This window comes from Streptomyces sp. NPDC008121 (genome assembly GCF_042957155.1).
In the GTDB taxonomy this organism is placed as follows: Bacteria; Actinomycetota; Actinomycetes; order Streptomycetales; family Streptomycetaceae; genus Streptomyces.
Window position 1 is genome coordinate 121,944 of record NZ_JBIBHT010000004.1, and the last position, 18,625, is coordinate 140,568.

Consider the following 18,625-nt stretch of genomic DNA (forward strand, 5'->3'; position numbering starts at 1 on the left):
GCCCCCCGCCCACCGGGCCTGCCCTTAGACTCCTTCAGTGACAGGCCGCGGCCCGAGAGGCAAGATGGGGCCGGCCAGCCGCCGGGCAAGGTGCAGTGGGTCAGGGAGGAAGCGTCGTCGTGAGCAGCAGGCCATCCCGAGGCGCTGCTCGCCTCGCAGCCATACTTGACGCCCTCCCCGACGGCCTCGTGCTCGTCAACTGCAACGGCACGGTCGTCAACGCCAACACCATCGCCCTCGGCATGTTCGAGACCCCCGGCACCGCGCTCGTCGGGCGCGGGCTGCTCGATCTGCTGCCCGGCTTCGACTCCCGGCTGATCCCCGGCTCCATGCGGCTGCCCGAGGGCACCGACGAGCGGGGCCGCACCAAGCCGACCCGGATGATCGCCCGCCGGACCGACGGCAGCGAGTTCGCCGTCGAGGTGACCAGCGCCAGCCTCGAGGACGGGCGCGAGGCCTACGACTCGTACAGCGGGTACACCGGCGACGAGCTGCTCATGCTCGTCGTCCGCGACCTCACCGGCACCCTCGACACCGAGGCCGAACTGGCCCGCTCGCAGCGCCAGACCGAGATGATCCTGCGCGCCGCAGCCGAGGGCGTGGTCGGCACGGACACCGACGGACGGGTCGTCCTCGTCAACCCCGCCGCCGCGCAGATCCTCGGCTTCCGCGCCAGCGACCTCGGCGGCAAGGAGCTGCACCCGCTGATCCTGCACTCCCGGCCGGACGGCGAGCCGTTCCCGTACGAGGAGTCGCCGCTCGCCGACACGCTCAAGTCCGGGCGCAAGCACCGGGTCCGCGGGCAGGTGCTGTGGGCGAAGAACGGTTCGCGGGTGCCGGTCGACCTGACCACCGCGCCGGTGCGCGACGGCGACCAGCTCGTCGGCGCCGTCATGACCTTCACCGACCGCCGGCCGTACGAACAGCTCGTCGAGAAGAACACCGCCGAACTCGCCGCCCTCACCGAGCGCCACGCCGCCGAACTGGAGCAGCGGAAGGAGCGGTACGAGGCCGAGCTGGCCGAGCGGGAGGAGCGCCACGAGGCGCTGGCCGCCCGGCACGAGCAGCTGACGGCCGTCCTCGGCGAGTCGCTGCGCGGGCCCCTGGAGGAGCTGCGCACCGAACTCTCCACCCTCGCCGCCGACGACGCCGGCCAGCTGTGGCCCGAGGCCAACCAGCTGCTGCACCACCTGGCCGCCGGGTACGCGCGGATGACCACGCTCGTCGACAACGTCCTCGGCTACCAGCGGCTCGACGCCGGGACGGAGGCGCTGGACAAGAGCGTCGTGCCGCTCGACTCGGCCGTGAGCGCCGGGGTCGACGGGGCCGTGGAACTCATCGGGCCGGGCCGCGTGCAGTTCGCGGTGCACGCGCCGCCGATCGAGGCGGAGGTGGACGCGGGACGCCTCGCGACCGCGCTCGCGCACCTCGTCGCGGACGTGGCCGGGGTCGACTCGACCGGCAAGGCCCGGGTCGTCCCGGGGGCCGGCTACGCCGACTCGACGATCGTGGTGGCGGCCGCGCAGCGCGGCGATGTCGTACGGATCGAGGTGCGCGGCCCGTACGCCGGCGGCGACCCGGTCCACCAGCCCATCGTGCGCGGGATCGTGGCGGCGCATGGCGGTGTGGTGCAGACCCACGAGGTGCCCGGGACGAGCGGCAGCGCGTACGTCCTCGAGGTGCCGCTCGGCGCCGGGAAGGGGACGGTCGCCTCGCCGCCCGCCCCCCGGACCCCGGCCCAGGGTCAGGGTCAGGGACAGATCTCGGCTCAGGGTCAGGCCCCGGCTCACGGGCGGCCGGAGCTGCAGCCCGCCCAGGGGACCGCCCCGGGGCACGCGGGGCAGGCGGCCTCCGGGCAGCGGCCCCAGGCGGGGCAGCTCGCGCTGCCCGCGCAGGCTTCCGAGACCCAGGGCGGCGGCCGTCGGCGCGCCCGGCGGGCGTCCACCGACGCCTTCCTCGACAGTTCGGTCGCTCCTGAGGAAGCTTCTGGCCCGACGGGGCGCCGCCGCGGCCGTACGGAGACGGCGGCGCCGGCCGGGGCCCCCGCCGGTTCCGTCACGGGATCTCCCGCCGACCTGATCCCGGCCCAGAACGCGGGGACGGCACCGGGCACCGCCCCGCACGCCGGCCCGAACTCCGCGCCGGGCTCGGCCGGTGAGGTCTCCGGGCCCACCGGCCGGCGGCGCGGCCGGCCCGCCGAGGGCTCCGTGGTGACCGCGGCCGAGAGCGCACAGGGCCGTGCCGCGCTCGGGGACACCGTGCCTCCGCAGGGCGTCCCGGTGGAGGCTTCCGCCGCCGCCTCCTCCGCTCCCGCCCTGGCCCGGGCCCTGCCCGCCGTGGCGAGCCCGGAGGAGGCCGCCTCGGCGCAGCCCACCGGACGTCGGCGGCGCGCGCTCGCGGCCGCACAGGAACGGGCGGCGGCGGCCGAGGCCGGACCGCGCACCCCGTTCGCGCTGCCCCCGGCGGACGCCGACCCGGACACGGACCTGGACGCGGGCACGGACCTGGACGCGGGCCCGGGCCCCGGCCCCGGCCCCGGCGCGGGCATGGGTACGGACGCGAGCACAGGTAGGGGTGTCGGTACGAGCACCGGCACCGGCACTGGCGCAGGCATCGGCACGGGCGTCGGTACCGGCCAGGAGGTCCAGGCCCAGCCGGGGCCCGTGGCGGCCCCGGCCCCCCTCCTCGTGAGCGACGAGGGGCAGCACGACGCCGTACGGTCCGCCGCCCCGGACGGCGATCCCACGCCCCCGCAGGCCCACCCGCACGCGCAGCCCCAGCCACACCCGCCCGTCGAGCCCACCGGCCGGCGCCGGGCGGCCGCCCCCGCACCGGAGGCCCCGGCCGGGACCCTGGGCGCCCCGGACACCTCGAACTCCCCGGCCTCCCCGGTCCCGCTGCAGGAGGCCGGTCCCGAGACCGGCTCCGTACCGCTGCCGGCGGCCCAGCCGTTGCCGGCCGAGGCACCGGCACCGCAGGACGCGGCGCCGGGCGAACCGGCCGCGAAGGACCGGTCCCTGGGCGGGCGGGCGTTCAGCGTCCGGACGCTCGGTCAGGGCGTCCCCTTCGCCCAGCAGATCGCGGCCCAGCAACTGGCCGCCCAGCAGGCCGCGCCGAACCAGACCACCACCACCGGTACCGGCACCAGCCCCGGCACGGGCGCAGGGGCGGGGACCAACGGCGCGAACGGCACGAACGGTTCCAACGGCTCGGGGCGGCGGCGCAAGCTCGCCACACCGCCCGACGGCGACCGGCCGACGCCGGCCCCGGCAGGCGGCGCCGCCGCGGGCCCCGCCGCCGCCTCGGAGACGGGGGCCAGGCCGCACCCGCAGCCCGCCGTTCCCGCGCCGAAGCGCGCCCCCGCCGCCCCCGAGGGCCGCGCGTACGCCATAGGGGCGCCCGCCGCCGGCTCCGCCGAGGGCCCCGAGCCGCTGGACGGCCCCGGCGGCGCGGTCGAGGTCGCGAACAGGCCGCTGCCGCAGCCCGTCGACGACGAGCTGCCCCCGGAGCCGCTCGACAACCCGCGCCGGCTGCTCGTCTGGCCCGCGCCGGACGTCGCCACGCAGCAGGCGCTCAGCGACCGCGGCTACCGCCCGGTGATCGTCCACTCCCGCGAGGAGGTCGACGCCCAGATCGCCGCCTTCCCGGCCGCGCTCTTCGTCGACCCGCTGACCGGCCCGATCACCCGCACCGCCCTGCAGTCGCTGCGCCGGGCCGCCGTCGCCGCCGAGGTGCCGGTCCTGCTCGCCGCCGGGCTCGGCCAGGCGACCCGGGAAGCGGCCTACGGCGCCGACCCCGCCGTACTCCTGAAGGCGCTGGCGCCCCGCGACAGCGAGCAGCACCCGTCCCGCGTCCTCCTCATCGAGGAGCACGAGGAGATCGCGGTGGCGCTCGCCGCGACCCTGGAGCGGCGCGGGATGCAGGTGGCGCGGGCCGCGACCGACACCGAGGCGGTCGCACTGGCCACCCAGACGCGGCCGAACCTCGTGGTGATGGACCTGATGCAGGTCCGCCGCCGCCGGGCCGGGATCATCGACTGGCTGCGCGCGAACGGCCAGTTGAACCACACCCCGCTCGTCGTCTACACCTCCGCCGGACTCGACGAGGCGGAGCTGCCGAAGCTGGCGTCCGGCGAGACGGTGCTCTTCCTGGCCGAACGGTCCACGAGCAACGAGGTACAGGCCCGGATCGTGGACCTGCTGGCGAAGATAGGGACGAACTAGGCGCCCTCCCGTACCGGCATACGGAACGGGAGAACGGGCGGTGGGGAGGAGGCTTCGGCCTCCTCCCCACCGCCCGCCCGCCGTCCGGCCGGTCGTCCGTCCTTCCGGACTACAGCTGTGTCACGTCCAGCTCGCCCTCCGCGTACTGCTTGCGGATCACCTTCTTGTCGAACTTGCCCACGCTCGTCTTCGGCACGGCCGGCACGATCGCCCAGCGCTCCGGGAGCTGCCACTTGGCGACCGACTCCGCGAGGAACGCCCTGAGGGAGGCGTAGTCGGCCGTCGAACCCTCCTTGAGGACGACGGTCGCGAGCGGGCGCTCGCCCCACTTCTCGTCCGGCACGGCGACGACGGCGGCCTCGGCGACCTCCGGGTGCGCCATGATCGCGTTCTCCAGCTCGACGCTGGAGATCCACTCGCCGCCGGACTTGATGACGTCCTTGGCGCGGTCGGTGAGCGTGAGGTAGCCGTCGGGGCTGATCACGCCGACGTCGCCGGTCTTCAGCCAGCCGTCCTCGCTGAACTTGTCCGCCGGACGGATCGCCTCGCCGTCGATCCCGCCGAAGTACGAGCCCGCGATCCAGGTGCCGCGGACCTCCAGCTCACCGGCCGACTCGCCGTCCCAGGGCAGGTGTTCGCCGGCGGGGCCGACGAGACGGGCCTCCACACCGGCCGGGAACCGGCCCTGGGTGACGCGGTACGGCCACGCCTCCTCCTCGGAGAGCCCGGCCGGCGGGTGCGCCATGGTGCCGAGCGGGGAGGTCTCGGTCATGCCCCAGGCGTGACAGAGGCGGACGCCGAGCTTGTCGTACGCCTCCATGAGCGAGGGCGGGCAGGCCGCGCCGCCGATGGTGACCTGGCGCATGGAGGAGAGGTCGCGCGGGTGGGCGGTGACCTCGGCGAGCAGGCCCTGCCAGATGGTGGGGACGGCGGCGGCGTGGCTCGGCTTCTCGCGCTCGATCATGTCGGCGAGCGGGGCCGGCTGGAGGAACCGGTCCGGCATGAGCATGTTGATGCCGGTCATGAAGGTGGCGTGCGGCAGGCCCCAGGCGTTGACGTGGAACTGCGGGACGACGACGAGCGTCGTGTCCTTGTCCGTGAGCCCCATCGACTCGGCCATGTTCACCTGCATCGAGTGCAGGTAGATGGAGCGGTGGGAGTAGACGACACCCTTGGGGTCGCCGGTGGTGCCGGAGGTGTAGCACATGGCCGCGGCGGAGCGCTCGTCCAGCTCGGGCCAGTCGAAGGTGGTGGGGCGGCCGGCGATCAGCTCGTCGTAGTCGTGCACGCGGGGCGTCACGCCGTCGAGGACGGAACGGTCGCCGGGGCCCGACACCACGATGTGCTCGATGGTCGGCAGGTGGGGCAGCAGCGGCGCCAGGAGGGGCAGCAGCGAGCCGTTCACGAGCACCACGCGGTCGGCGGCGTGGTTGACGATCCACACGAGCTGCTCGGGGGGAAGCCGCAGGTTGAGGGTGTGCAGGACCGCGCCCATGGAGGGGATCGCGAAGTACGCCTCGACGTGCTCGGCGTTGTTCCACATCAGCGTCGCGACCCGCTGGTCGCCGGTGACTCCGAGCTCGTCCCGCAGGGCGTTGGCCAGCTGGGTCGCGCGTGCCCCCGTCTCCGCGAAGGTGCGGCGCTGCGGCTCGGGCTCACCGGTCCAGGTGGTGATCAGAGACTTCCCGTGGATCGTCATCCCGTGCTTGAGGATGCGGGTCACGGTCAGCTGTACGTCCTGCATGGTGCTCAGCACGGCGTCCTCCCGGTGGGCGCTACGTGGCAGTAAGGGTGTGAGGATTCTGCTCACATACCACTCGGTATGTCACTACCCGGGAGTAGGGAAATTGCCAGCGATCGCTGGCGCCGGTCCGCCGGCAGGCTTCGTACCTGCGGTAACCCGTGAGGGTTTCACCGTACGGGGGACAGCTCCGGGTCCTCGCGGAGCTTGCCGAGGGCCCGGGACACCGCGCTCTTCACCGTGCCGACGGAGACGCCCAGCACCTCGGCCGTCTGCGCCTCGCTCAGGTCCTCGTAGTACCGCAGGACCACCATCGCCCGCTGACGGTCGGGAAGCTTCATCACCGCACGCCACATCGCGTCGTGCAGGACCTGCCGCTCGGCCGGGTCCGGCTCGGGCAGCCCGACCGGCTCCGGCAGCTCGTCGCAGGCGAACTCGTCGACCTTGCGCTTGCGCCACTGCGACGTACGGGTGTTCAGCAGCGCGCGGCGGACGTAACCGTCCAGGGCGCGGTGGTCCTCTATCCGCTCCCAGGCGACGAAGGTCTTGGCCAGCGCGGTCTGCAGCAGGTCCTCGGCGTCCGACGGGTTCGCGGTCAGCGAGCGGGCGGTGCGCAGCAGTACGGGGCCACGGGCCCGTACGTACGAGGAGAAGGACGGGTAGCCGATGGTCACGGCGGCCCCCCGGGCGGCCGTGGAGGCGCCGGCGCAGACGGGGCCAGAAGGTGGCGGAGTCATGACTCCACGCTAGGAGCGGGGAGCTGCCGGGGGATCGGCCCCAGGTCGCGAACCGCACTCCGCCTCAGGTTGTAGGGGTGGGGACGGCTGGACCTCCTGAAGGTGGAGCCCGTGCCCTGCCCGAGTAAGGGTCGGGGAGGAGGCGGGGCGGGACCCCGGGGCTGGGGAGAGGCCGGGGAGGGGGCGGGGCGGGCGGCTGGATCAGGGGCGGAGCCGGGGCCGGGGCCCCGGGAGTCAGGGGAGGATCTCGGCGACGGGGGCGTCGACCGCGTTGCGGTCGATCGCCATCCGGCTGCCGCCGTACGACTCCGTGACGTTGCCCGCGTACTGGTGGATCCGTCCGTACTCCCGCCAGGCCGTCGACGGCAGCAGGGGCTCCGTGTACAGCGCCGGTGCGCCGCTCCATCGGGCGAACCACAGCACCGCCGGCAGGTCCGGGGTCCCGGCCTTCCGCTCCTGTTCCAGGTGGCGGATGCCGCTGTCGACGCTGCTGTAGAAGCCGGGCAGATAGCCGAGGCGGCGCACCTCGCGGTTCCAGGCCCGGACGAAGAGGAGGGTCGTGTCGGCGCAGGCCAGGTCGGTGATCTTGTACGCCTCCATGTCGAGGTAGAGCGGGCTGGACGGCCCGATGCCCAGCGCGCGGGCCGCCCTGACCGCGTCCGCCCCCTCGACGGTGCCCTGGGTCCACGGCGTCCGGCCGATGGGGACGTCCTTCTTGTGCTCGGCGAAGACGCACGGGGCCTGCGAGCCGACGAAGAGCGGCAGCAGCCGCCAGCCGAGCGCGTGCACCGAGGAGACCCACGCGGGGGTGAGGTGCTGCTGGGTGAGACAGCCGCGGCCGCGGCCGCCGAAGTAGATGCCGAGAGCGCGGTACGGCGAGGCGCGCCAGGCCTTCATCACCGCGAGGGAGGGCGCCTCGCAGGTGTCGAAGGCCTTGCCCACGAAGGTGCTGAGCGCGGCGCGGCCGGGGGCCACGGCTCCGGGGGCGGCCGGGGCCGCTCCCGGCGCGCCCGGCGCCGCCGGGGCTTCCGGGGCCGTCACGGAGGCGTTCGCCGGGGGCGCCGTGCCGTTCCTCGTGGGGTTCTTCGCGGGGGTCGTCGCCGGGGCGGCGAGCACGGCCGCGGTGAGCGCGGCCACCACGGCCGGGACCAGCGCGCGCGCCCGCACGGCCCGGTGGTGAGGCCCCGTCACGTCCTGAGAGCAGTCCATGGGGCGAGTGAAGAGCCACCCGCCCCGGGCGGCCACCGCTCAGGCCGCCCCCTCAGCCGTCCGTGCCCAGGATCAACCCGGATGTGGGAACCCCGGTGCCCGCCGTGACCAGCGTCCTGGCCGCGCCGGGCACCTGGTTCACGGAGGTGCCGCGGACCTGCCGTACCGCCTCCGCGATGCCGTTCATGCCGTGCAGGTACGCCTCCCCGAGCTGCCCGCCGTGCGTGTTCAGCGGCAGCGCGTCCGCCGCCACGAAGTCCGCCGCCTCGCCCGGCCCGCAGAAGCCGAACTCCTCCAACTGCATCAGGACGAACGGCGTGAAGTGGTCGTAGAGGATCCCGACGTCGATGTCGTCCGGCGCGAGCCCGGAGGTCCGCCACAGCTGCCGGGCCACCACCCCCATCTCCGGCAGCCCGGTCAGATCGTCGCGGTAGAAGCTGGTCATCGCCTCCTGGCGGCGGCCCGCGCCCTGGGCGGCGGCGAGGACCAGCGCGGGGGGACGGCGCAGACCGCGGGCCCGTTCGGCGGAGGTGACGACGATCGCCTGGCCGCCGTCGGTCTCCTGGCAGCAGTCGAGGAGGCGGAGGGGTTCCACGATCCAGCGGGAGGCGGCGTGGTCGGCGAGGGTGATCGGCTTCCCGTGGAAGTAGGCGGCCGGGTTGCGGGCGGCGTGCCGCCGGCCGGTGACGGCGACGTGGCCGAAGGCCTCCGGCGTCAGCCCGTACGCGTGCAGATACCGCTGGGCGGTCATCGCGACCCACGAGGCCGGGGTGAGCAGCCCGAAGGGGAGCTGCCAGCCGAGCGCGGCGCCCTCGGCGGAGGGCTCCCGCCGCTGGACTCCGGAGCCGAAGCGTCGGCCCGAGCGTTCGTTGAACGCGCGGTAGCAGACGACGACTTCGGCGACACCGGTGGCGACGGCGAGGGCGGCCTGCTGGACGGTGGCGCAGGCGGCCCCGCCGCCGTAGTGGACGCGGGAGAAGAAGGACAGCTCGCCGATGCCGGCCGCCTGGGCGACGGTGATCTCCGGGCTGGTGTCCATGGTGAAGGTGACCATGCCGTCGACGTCCGCCGGGGAGAGCCCGGCGTCGTCGAGTGCCGCGTGCACGGCCTCGACGGCGAGCTTCAGCTCGCTGCGGACGGACTCCTTGGAGAACTCGGTCGCCCCGATCCCGGCGATGGCGGCGCGGCCCCCGAGGGTGTCGGCCCGGCGGACGCTCATACCGCCCCTCCGGACGAGGAGGACGAGCCGGAGGAGGACGGCGCGGAGGGGGACGGGCCGGAGGAGGAGGGGCCGGAGGGGACCGCGGCCACGGTCAGGGTCACGGTGCCGGTGACGTGGTGGCCGATGCCGTTGGCGCCGGTCACCCGCACCCGGGCCGTGGCGCCGTCGACCTCCGTGACCGTGCCGGTCAGCGTCATCGTGTCGCCGGGATAGTTGGGGGCGCCCAGCCGGATGGCCACCTTCCGGAGGACGCAGCCGGGTCCGAAGTGGTCGGTGATGTACCGCCCGACCAGGCCGTTGGTGGTCAGGATGTTCATGAAGACGTCCGGGGAGCCCTTCTCCCGCGCCAGCTCGGCGTCGTGGTGCACGTCCTGGTAGTCGCGCGAGGCGACCGCCCCGGCGACGATCAGCGTGCGGGTGATCGGGATCTCCAGCGGAGGCAGTTCGTCCCCTGCCCTCATGTCGGCTCTCCGTTCGCGAGGAGGTCGCCGAGTTCGGCGAGGAGTTCGGTACCGCAGCCGAGGTACGCGTCGAGCTGCCTGCCCCACAGGAAGTGCCGGTGGACCGGGTGGTCGAGATCGGCCCCCATGCCCCCGTGCAGGTGCTGCCCCGCGTGCACGACCCGCTTCCCCGCCTCCGACGCCCACCAGGCCGCCGTCAGCGCCTGCTCCGCCGCCGACTGCCTGTGGTGTCGGCCTTGGTCGTGGTCGTGGAGCCAGGCCGCCTCGTAGGCGGTGACCCGGATCGCCTCGGTGTCCATGTGGGCGTCGGCGGCCCGCAGCTGTACCGCCTGGCGGGTGGCGAGGGGCCGCCCGAACTGTTCCCGTACGGAGGTGTACGCCACCGCCCGGGCCAGCGACCCCGCGCAGACCCCGGCCTGCAGCCCCGCGAAGGCGATCCGGGCCATGGTCAGCACGTCGTCGTAGGCGGACGGCGGGCCGAGGCGGGACGGGCCGGAGGTTGCAGAGCTTGAGGCGGGGGCTCGGCCAGAGGGGTCGCCGAGGCGTTCGGCGCGGGCGCCGTCCAGGACGAGACGGCCCGCGGCCCAGGGGGCGGTGAGTTGGACGGGCGTCACGGTCACCTCGGCCGTACGCCTCCCCTCGGCCGCCTCACCGGTCGCACCGGCCCTGCTCACCACACCGGCCCCACCGGTCGCACCGGCCCCGTCAGTCGCACAGGCCCTGCTCACCACACCAGCCCCACCAGTCGCACAGGCCCTGCTCACCACACCAACCCCACCGGTCGCTTCGGTGACGGGAACCAGCCAGAGCGTGCGCTCCCCGTCCGGTACGAGGACGTGCGTCGCGTCCCGCAGCCAGGGGACCCAGCCCACCTCGCCGGACAGGCGCCCGTCCGGGCCGGCGCGTACGGCACCGGTGGCGGGAAAGGCCCCGGTCACCACCGTCGTACCGTCCCTGAGGCCGGGCAGCAGGCGGGCGCGCTGTTCGTCCGTACCGTGGCGGGCGACGGCGAGGAGTCCGTACACGCAGCTCGCCGTGAACGGCGTCTGGGCGGTCGTCCGCCCCTGTTCCTCGGCCAGCAGCACGAGGCCGAGGAGCCCGGTCTCCTCGACCGCCTCCGGCAGCCCGGCCGCGCACAGCGCCTTCCACAGCTCGGCGTCCGAGCCCGTACCGGCGGCGGCGAGCCGTTCGTGCGTGGCGAGGTCGCCGAAGATCCGCGCCGCGAGCCCGGCGGCCGCCGCCTGCTCCTCCGTGGGGGTGAAGTCCATGTCAGCCCTCGCCTTCCGCCGTCGCCCGGAAGACCGGAAGCTCCAGCTCCGCGTCCACCCGCAGGAACTCCAGGCGGACCGGCATCCCGATCCGGACCTTGTCGTAGGGCACGCCGATGACGTTGCTGACGATCCGGACGCCCTCGGCGAGTTCGACGAGCCCGACGGCGTAGGGCGGGTCGAAGGCGGGGAACGGCGGGTGGTGCATGACGACGTACGAGTAAACGGTCCCGGCTCCGCCCGCCGGGACGGTGTCCCACTCCTGCGAGCCGCAGGCGTGGCAGCCGGGCAGCCAGGGGAACCGCAGGACCGCGCACGCCGTGCAGCGCTGGATGAGCAGCCGGTGCGCGGCGACGCCCTCCCAGAAGCCGGCGTTGTCCCGGTTGACCACCGGCCGCGGCCGCCGCGCGGGGGCGGCGGCCGAGGATTCCGTACGGGGAGTCGGGGGGTTCGGGCGGTTCGCACGGCTCCGGGGGGCGTATTTCAGGATGCGGAAGCGGTGGGTGCCGGCGAGTTCGCCGCGGGTACGGACGTCCATGCGGGTCGTCACGAAGTAGCCGGTGCCGAGCGTGGTGGTCTTGCGCTCCGACACCGCCTCGATGACGGCGTCGAAGGTGATCGGGTCGCCGGGCCGGAGCGGGCGCAGGTACTCCTGCTCGCAGTCGGTGGCGACGACGGAGGTGTATCCGGCGCCGTCGAGGAGGGCGAGCAGCTCGTCGTACGCCTCGGAGCGGTCGGTGTGCCCGGAGAGGCCGCCCATCGTCCACGCCTGGAGCATGGTGGGCGGCGCGACGGCGTCCGGTCCGCGGTACGCCGGGCTGGTGTCGCCCATGGCCTCGCACCAGTGCCTGATCATCGGCTCGTTGACGGGGTCCTTGCCGACGCCGGCGGAGGCGGCCACCCGCCCTTCGTACGCCGCGAGCCGCGCACGCAGGTCGGGGAGACCGTCCTCGGGGCCCGTGCTCATCGGTGACCGCCTCCCCCGCGGGTCCGTCCCATGCCGAGTCGCATCGTGGCGACGATCTCGCGCTGCACCTCGCTGACGCCCCCTCCGAAGGTGTTGATCTGCGCGGCCCGGTTCATCCGCTCCAGCTCGCCGCCGTCGCACGATCCGGGGGATCCCGCCCTGACCAGGCCCGGGGCGCCCGCGATCTCCTGGCAGACGCGGTAGACCTCGACCGCCGATTCGGTGCCGGCGACCTTCACTCCGCTCGCGTCCCCCGGGGCGAGCCGCCCGGCGCCCACGTCGGCCACGAGGCGCCAGTTGAGCAGGCGGGTGGCCGCCAGCCGGGCGTGCGCCTCGGCCGCGCGGATCCGCACCCACGGCTCGTCGACGCGCCGCCGTCCGGTCGCGGGGTCGGGGACGCGGGCCCGGCGGAGCGCGGCGGCGAAGAAGTCCTCGGCCTGCATGCCGATCGCGGCGAGGGCGACGCGTTCGTGGTTGAGCTGGTTGGTGATCAGGCTCCAGCCGGCGTTCTCCTCCCCGACGAGGTTCCCGGCGGGCACGCGGATGCCGTCGTAGTACGTCGCCGTCGTCGTCAGCCCGCCGACCGTCTCGATCGGGGTCCAGGAGAAGCCGGGGGCGTCCGTCGGGACGAGGACGATGGAGATGCCCCGGTGTCTCGGCGCCTCGGGGTCGGTGCGGCAGGCGAGCCAGATCCAGTCGGCGTTCTGGGCGTTCGAGGTGAAGACCTTCTGGCCGTCGATCCGCCAGGAGTCCCCGTCCCGTACCGCGCGGGTCCGCAGGGCGGCCAGGTCGGTGCCCGCCTCGGGTTCGCTGTAGCCGATGGCGAAGACGAGGTCGCCGCGGAGGATCGCGGGCAGGAAGGCGGCCTTCTGCTCCTCGGTCCCGTACTTCATGAGGGTCGGACCGACGGTGTTCAGGGTGACCATGGAGACGGGGGCGCCGGCCCGGTACGCCTCGTCGAAGAAGACGAACTGCTCGTCGGGGCCGCGGCCCTGCCCGCCGTACTCCTCGGGCCAGCCGATCCCCAGCATGCCGTCGGCGCCCATGCGGCGCAGCAGCGTCCGCTGGGCGGCGGTGTCGGTGGCGGGCGGGGGGCCGTCGGGCATCACGGCGCGGAAGTACGCGCGGAGTTCGGCGCGCAGCCGCAGCTGCCGCTCGGTCGGGGCGAGGTGCACGGCGACGGACCTCCCGGGTCAGCGACGAGGTTTCTGACTGTCCGTCAGGTACGCGACCCCTGTCAAGGTCACCGGCGGAATGGGCCTCGGGAGGCCCCGGGGGCGCTCTACCGCTGGAAGAGACCGCTGCCCACGTCGGAGGGGACCTTCTCGCGGACGGGCCGGCTGTCCGGCCCGGGGAGCCGGGTGCCGGGGACGGGAACGGTCTCGACGCGCCGCAGCAGCACCACCCCGTCCTGGCGCAGGACGGGGCGGTAGCCGTGGTCCAGGAGGAGGGCGACGCGCCGGCGCTGTTCGTCGATCGTGGCGAAGGGGAAGGTCCGTTCGTCGACGCGGAGGAGCACCCAGTCCGCGCCGCGCGGGGTGGCGTCGACGAGGACCACGTCCGTGCGGGCGGAGAGCCGCGGGACGACGGTGTTGTCCGCCTCCACGGTCGCGCCGTCGGGGATGCGCTCGGCGGCCACGGCCAGGGCGCGCTTGTCGGGGCGGGGCTGCCAGGAACCGGGGTTGACGAGGAGACCGAGCCCGAGGGCGACGGCCGCGGCCGAGCTGAGGACGACCGCGGCGCCCGCCGACCACCGTACGAGCGGGCGGCGGCGGGGGCCTTGGCGGTGGAGGCGGGCGAGGGTCTCCAGGGCCGCCGTGACGAGGATCGGCCACAGGAAGGCGTCGTAGTGGTTGATCACCGGCCAGTGGTTCGGGTTGTCGGACAGCATCCGTTCGGCCAGCAGCGGCACGGCGAGCAGGAAGGTGGGCGAGCCGGCCGGGAGCAGGGCCAGGGTGCCGAGGATCCAGGCCAGCATGGCGATCTTCATGACCGGGGTGACGGCGACCTGGAGGACCAGCCAGGGTTCGGTCAGGACGTGGGCCAGTGCGGCGCCGGGGTCGGCGCCGAGACGGCCGTAGGACCAGTAGTAGCCGGGCGGGCTGCCCATGGCGGGCAGGAACCAGACGATGACGAGGGCGGAGAGGGCCGGCCCGGCGACGGCGAGCACGGCCCCCACGGCACGTCCGGCGCGGTCACCGGCGCGGTGGGCCCGTACCGCCAGGAGGAGGCCGAACGCCCCCGCCACCAGGCCCATGTCCTCCTTGGTCAGGCACAGCACGACCGCCCAGAGTGCCGCGGCGCCGTAGCGGCGGGCCAGGCCGCGCTCCAGCATGAGGAGCGTGACGGGGACCGCGAAGGCGACCTCGTGGAAGCCGGTGTACGAGGAGTTCAGCAGCGGCCACCCCAACCCGTACACGAGCCCGCCGAGATCGGCCGCCCGCCGCACCACGCCGGGGGCGGCACCGGCGAAGCAGTGCCGGGCGATCCGCCGGACGACCGGCACCCCGGCGGCGAAGAGCGCGGCCTCGGCGACGATGAGCGTCCGCGGGTCGTCCCACAGCCAGTAGAGGGGCGCGAGCAGCGCCAGGAGCGGGGTGAAGTGGTCGCCGAGGAGGGAGAAGTCGGGCGGGAACTCGTGGTGCACGTTCTTGATCGGCGACCGGGGCAGCTCGAAGTGCGCGTAGGCGCGTACGGCCTGGTCGAATATCCCGAGATCGAACCCGGTCACCCGCAGCGCCGTCCACGACTGCAGCCCGAGCCCGCAGCACACCACGAAACACAACAGAACCGACGCGACCCCCCGCCGCCGCCCCCGAACGGGCACGGCGACCCCGCCGGGTCCCTCCCCCACCCCCCGCTGCCGCGGCACCCGCAGCCCCGCCAACCCCACACGACTCCCCATGCGCGGGACCCTACTGTGCCCTCCCCGAACCCGGCCTTGGAGCACCAGGGCCCCGGGGCGGGTCGCCATCCGTCCAGGCCACCCGTATGCGTCATCCTGACGCGAGTCATGACCGAACCCGGTCCTACGTTCCAGCGCGGTCCACTGCGTCGGCTCACCTGGCGCCTGTTCAGCGCCACCGCACCGCAGGCCGAACGAGGGCACTGTGCGGGCGATCGGGTGATCCGGGTACGCACCCCGTTCACCGTCTCACAGGTGACGCGTTGTGACTGCAGGCCTACCGCGCCTGGCGCCCTGCCTTACGCAGCGGACCGAGCCACGCGGTACCACACACAACAGGAGAATGACCATGACCATGTGGAGTCGGCTGGGCCGGCAGATGGCCTCCCTGGCCACGGTGGTCGGGACGGGCGTCGCGCTTCCCTTCGTCGCGGGCGCCACACCGGCGCACGCCGCGCCCGTGCTCGATGTCGCGAAGTTCCACTCAGGAAGCTTCGCCAGGGGGGAATCCGGGGTGTACCGCTTCCAGGTGACCAACCGCTCCACTTCCGACCCGACGACCGGCACGGTGACCCTCACGGACACGCTCCCGCAGGGCCTCACCGTGCAAGGCACCCTTTCGCAGGCCTCCTGGGACTGCAGTGTCTTCACCACGTCGATCACGTGCACCAACGACACCGTGGTGGGCCCGTTCGAGTCCTACCCGGTCATCGAACTGACGGTCAGTGTGGCGGCGGACGCTCCCTGCACAGTCACCAACACGGTCACCGTCTCCGGTGCAGGCAGTCCCCCGGCATCGTCCAGCGACCCCACGACCATCACGGGCGGCGACTGCGACGACGACAACGGCAACGGGGGCGGTGGGTCGATCCTTCCCGTCAACCTCAACGGTGTCCTCCCGTTCTTCAACAACATCAGCACGAACAGCAACATCAACAGCCCGGGGGCCGGCAACAGCACCCGACAGGAGTTCGGGCTGAACGCCCCCTGAAAAGCCTCGCCTTCCGTCGGAACGTCCGTGGCGCACTGCCCGGGAGCCGTCTCACGGCGGGGCGGGGAAACACGGAAAGCGGTCCCCCGATCCGGAGGGCCGCCTTCCGACCTGCTGTTTCTCTGACCTGCAAGCGGTGGGTGTGGGATTTGAACCCACGGTGACTCGCGCCACGACGGTTTTCAAGACCGTTCCCTTAGGCCGCTCGGGCAACCCACCCCGCGCCGCTTCCGTACGGAAGCGGCGCGGGGGACAGCCTAGCCGGTCAGTTGTCGCCCGTGCGTTCGCCGAGGGTGACCGTGGTCGTGGAGGTCTTGCCGTCGCGTTCGTAGGTGAGCTTGACCGCGTCGCCCGGCTTGTGCGTCCAGATCTCGCTGATGAGGGTCGGGCCGCTGTCGATCTGGCGGTCGCCGAAGCCGGTGATCACGTCGCCCGCCTTCAGGCCCGCCTTCGCCGCCGGGCCGTTCGGGGTGACCGACGGGGTGCCGCCCGTGCCCTGGGCGGCGATCGTCGCGCCCTCGCCCTTGTCGGTCATGTTCACCGTCGCGCCGATCACCGGGTAGACCGGCTTGCCCGACCTGATCAGCTGCTCGGCCACGTTCTTCGCCTGGTTGACCGGGATCGCGAAGCCCAGGCCGATCGAGCCCGCCTGCGACTGGCCGAAGCCGCTGCCGGTCGACTGGATCGCCGAGTTGATGCCGATCACCGCGCCGCTCGCGTCCAGCAGCGGGCCGCCGGAGTTGCCCGGGTTGATCGACGCGTCGGTCTGCAGGGCGCTCATGTACGAGTTCTTGCCGCTGGAGCCGTCGCCCGAGGCCACCGGGCGGTTCTTGGCGCTGATGATGCCGGTGGTGACCGTGTTGGACAGCCCGAAGGGCGCGCCGATCGCGATCGTCGAGTCGCCGACCGCCACGCTGTCGGAGTTCCCCAGCGGCAGCGGAGTCAGCCCCTCCGGGGCCTCCTTCAGCTTCAGTACGGCCACGTCGTAGCCCTCGGCCCGGCCCACCACCTCGGCGTCGTACGTCTTGCCGTTGGAGAAGGTGGCCGAGAGCGTGCCGCCCTCCGCCGCCGAGGCCACCACGTGGTTGTTGGTGAGGATGTGGCCTTCCTTGTCGTAGACGAAGCCGGTGCCCGTGCCGCCCTCGCCCTGCCCCTCGCCGGTGTCGGCGCCGGACTTCGCCTGGATGGTGACCACGCTGGGCAGCGCCTTGTTCGCCACCGCCGCGACCGTGCCCGGATCGCGCTTGAAGGCGGCCGGGGAGTCGCCCGCCGAGACCGTCGTCGAGCTGCTGCCGCCGTCGCCGCGCTCCGCGGCCCAGTAGCCGATGCCGCCGCCGACACCGCCGGCCACCAGCGCGGCGACGAGGACCGCCGCCACCAGGCCGCCGGCCCGCTTGCGCGGCGCCGGGGCGGGCGGGACCGCCGCACCGGCGCCCCAGGACGGAACGTTCGGCGGCGGCGGAGGCCAGCCACCCGCCGCGCCCGCGCCCGCGGAGGCCGGGGTCGTGCCGTAGGGCGCCTGGCCGTGCGCTCCCGTCGCCGCGTAGGGGTCGTGGGGGTCGTGGGGCGTCTGGCCGTGCGCGGCTCCGGATTCCTGTCCGTGGCCGTGCGGGGCTCCGGATTCCTGGCCGTGGGCTCCCGTGGGCGCCGGGCCGTGCGCCCGCGGCGCCTCCGCCGGTGGGGTCACGGGCAGCGGCGCCGTCGCCGGCTCGGGCCGGGGGGAGGGGCCCGGAGCCGTCTCCGGCACCGCTGCCGGCTTTGACGCGTCCACCGCCGACGCAGGCGGTACGGGAGGGGCGGGAGGCGTGGGAGGGGCGGACGGGGCAGTCGGGTCCGCCGGAACCGCCGTGCCCTCGTTCTCGGTACTCACAGCTCTCTCCTCGTTTACTGCGCGGGTGGATGCGGGCTCTGTGTGCGAACAGCTTTTCCCACGGGACGTCAGGCCACTGTAAGCCGGAGCTGTGCGTCCGCTCGTATTTCTTTATTTATGGACAGAACGGACCCGAGCCGATACCGCCGCTCCGCCAATGGCACCATGACGCGGTGACCCACGCACGGCAGCACACCGACCGCGGCCCCGCCAAGGTGGTCGCCCACCGCGGAGCCTCCGAAGACGCCCCGGAGCACACCCTCGCCGCCTATGTGAAGGCCATCGAGGACGGCGCCGACGCCCTGGAATGCGATGTCCGGCTCACCGCCGACGGCCACCTCGTCTGCGTCCACGACCGGCGCGTCAACCGCACCTCCAACGGCCGCGGAGCCGTCTCCGCCCTCGAACTCGCCGATCTCGCCGCGCTCGACTTCGGCATCTGGAAGGGCCGCGAGGAGGCGGGCGAGAGCCCGGACTGGAAGGACTCCGGACTCACCTCCGTCCTCACCCTGGAACGCCTCCTGGAGCTGGTCTCCGACGCAGGCCGGCGCGTCGAGCTGGCCATCGAGACCAAGCACCCCACCCGCTGGGCGGGCCAGGTCGAGGAACGGCTGCTCCAGCTGCTCAAGCGGTTCGGACTCGACGAACCGTCCGCCCCGGAGGAGTCCCCGGTCCGCGTCATGAGCTTCTCGCCCCGCTCGCTGCACCGGATCACGGCCGCGGCGCCCCACCTGCCCACCGTCGCCCTGACGCAGTTCGTCACCCCGCGGCTGCGCGACGGCCGGCTGCCGGCGGGCGTACGGATCGCGGGGCCCTCGATCCGGATCGTCCGCCACCACCCCGCCGTGATCATGCGGCTCCAGAAGGCGGGCCACCAGGTCCACGTGTGGACGGTCGACGATCCCGAGGACGTCGAGCTCTGCGAGCGCCTCGGTGTCGACGCGATCATCACGAATCGGCCGAAGCAGGTCCTGTCCCAGTTGGGCCGCCTTTAATCCCTTTCCTCTCCCGTATCGCCTCTTACAGGGAGT

Annotated in this window: 13 protein-coding genes and 1 tRNA gene; 3 read left to right on the top strand and 11 right to left on the bottom strand. The window is 73.9% G+C overall.

Annotated features, from left to right (window positions below):
* The first annotated feature begins 119 nt into the window (after positions 1-119).
* Positions 120-4,223: a PAS domain-containing protein gene (locus tag ACFZBD_RS14915; RefSeq protein WP_391139843.1), complete on the top strand. Its 4,104-nt coding sequence runs from the start codon at positions 120-122 to the stop codon at positions 4,221-4,223.
* 109 nt (positions 4,224-4,332) lie between these two features.
* Here the strand turns inward: ACFZBD_RS14915 and ACFZBD_RS14920 are convergent, their stop codons facing one another.
* The 9 genes from ACFZBD_RS14920 to ACFZBD_RS14960 form a co-directional block, all read right to left on the bottom strand.
* A complete protein-coding gene (locus ACFZBD_RS14920; RefSeq protein ID WP_391139844.1) occupies positions 4,333-5,979 on the bottom strand; it encodes a long-chain-fatty-acid--CoA ligase in 1,647 nt (548 codons plus the stop codon).
* A gap of 155 nt (positions 5,980-6,134) precedes the next feature.
* Positions 6,135-6,701 carry a SigE family RNA polymerase sigma factor gene (locus ACFZBD_RS14925; protein WP_391139845.1) on the bottom strand — a complete coding sequence of 189 codons (567 nt, stop codon included), beginning with the start codon at positions 6,699-6,701 and terminating at the stop codon, positions 6,135-6,137.
* Between the two features lie 234 nt (positions 6,702-6,935).
* Complete coding sequence (locus tag ACFZBD_RS14930; protein ID WP_391139847.1) at positions 6,936-7,910, bottom strand: glycoside hydrolase domain-containing protein; 975 nt, start codon at positions 7,908-7,910, stop codon at positions 6,936-6,938.
* Between the two features lie 52 nt (positions 7,911-7,962).
* Positions 7,963-9,129, bottom strand: coding sequence for a lipid-transfer protein (locus tag ACFZBD_RS14935; protein WP_391139849.1), 1,167 nt, complete (start codon positions 9,127-9,129; stop codon positions 7,963-7,965).
* Complete coding sequence (locus tag ACFZBD_RS14940; protein ID WP_391139851.1) at positions 9,126-9,593, bottom strand: MaoC/PaaZ C-terminal domain-containing protein; 468 nt, start codon at positions 9,591-9,593, stop codon at positions 9,126-9,128. The genes ACFZBD_RS14935 and ACFZBD_RS14940 overlap by 4 nt, the downstream gene beginning before the upstream one ends.
* A complete protein-coding gene (locus ACFZBD_RS14945) occupies positions 9,590-10,861 on the bottom strand; it encodes an acyl-CoA dehydrogenase family protein (RefSeq protein WP_391139854.1) in 1,272 nt (423 codons plus the stop codon). The genes ACFZBD_RS14940 and ACFZBD_RS14945 overlap by 4 nt, the downstream gene beginning before the upstream one ends.
* 1 nt (position 10,862) lies before the next feature.
* Positions 10,863-11,828 (bottom strand): OB-fold domain-containing protein, encoded by a 966-nt coding sequence (locus ACFZBD_RS14950; protein ID WP_391139856.1) that lies wholly within the window; start codon positions 11,826-11,828, stop codon positions 10,863-10,865.
* A complete protein-coding gene (locus ACFZBD_RS14955) occupies positions 11,825-13,003 on the bottom strand; it encodes an acyl-CoA dehydrogenase family protein (RefSeq protein WP_391139858.1) in 1,179 nt (392 codons plus the stop codon). Before ACFZBD_RS14955 ends, ACFZBD_RS14950 begins: the two co-directional genes overlap by 4 nt.
* 107 nt (positions 13,004-13,110) lie before the next feature.
* On the bottom strand, positions 13,111-14,559 hold the full coding sequence (locus ACFZBD_RS14960) for a DUF2079 domain-containing protein (RefSeq protein WP_391139860.1): 1,449 nt from the start codon (positions 14,557-14,559) through the stop codon (positions 13,111-13,113).
* Positions 14,560-15,082: 523 nt separating this feature from the next.
* Between ACFZBD_RS14960 and ACFZBD_RS14965 the strand changes: the two genes are divergently transcribed.
* On the top strand, positions 15,083-15,724 hold the full coding sequence (locus tag ACFZBD_RS14965; protein WP_391139862.1) for a hypothetical protein: 642 nt from the start codon (positions 15,083-15,085) through the stop codon (positions 15,722-15,724).
* Positions 15,725-15,858: 134 nt separating this feature from the next.
* On the opposite strand, the gene ACFZBD_RS14970 is transcribed toward ACFZBD_RS14965, so the two are convergent.
* Both ACFZBD_RS14970 and ACFZBD_RS14975 read right to left on the bottom strand, forming a co-directional pair.
* Positions 15,859-15,943: transfer RNA gene (locus ACFZBD_RS14970), tRNA-Ser, on the bottom strand.
* Positions 15,944-15,989: 46 nt separating this feature from the next.
* Positions 15,990-17,594, bottom strand: a complete 1,605-nt coding sequence (locus ACFZBD_RS14975; RefSeq protein ID WP_391139864.1) for a trypsin-like peptidase domain-containing protein — start codon at positions 17,592-17,594, stop codon at positions 15,990-15,992.
* 173 nt (positions 17,595-17,767) lie between these two features.
* Here ACFZBD_RS14975 and ACFZBD_RS14980 point away from each other — a divergent pair, with 173 nt between their 5' ends.
* Positions 17,768-18,589: a glycerophosphodiester phosphodiesterase family protein gene (locus ACFZBD_RS14980; RefSeq protein ID WP_391139866.1), complete on the top strand. Its 822-nt coding sequence runs from the start codon at positions 17,768-17,770 to the stop codon at positions 18,587-18,589.
* Positions 18,590-18,625: the final 36 nt, after the last annotated feature.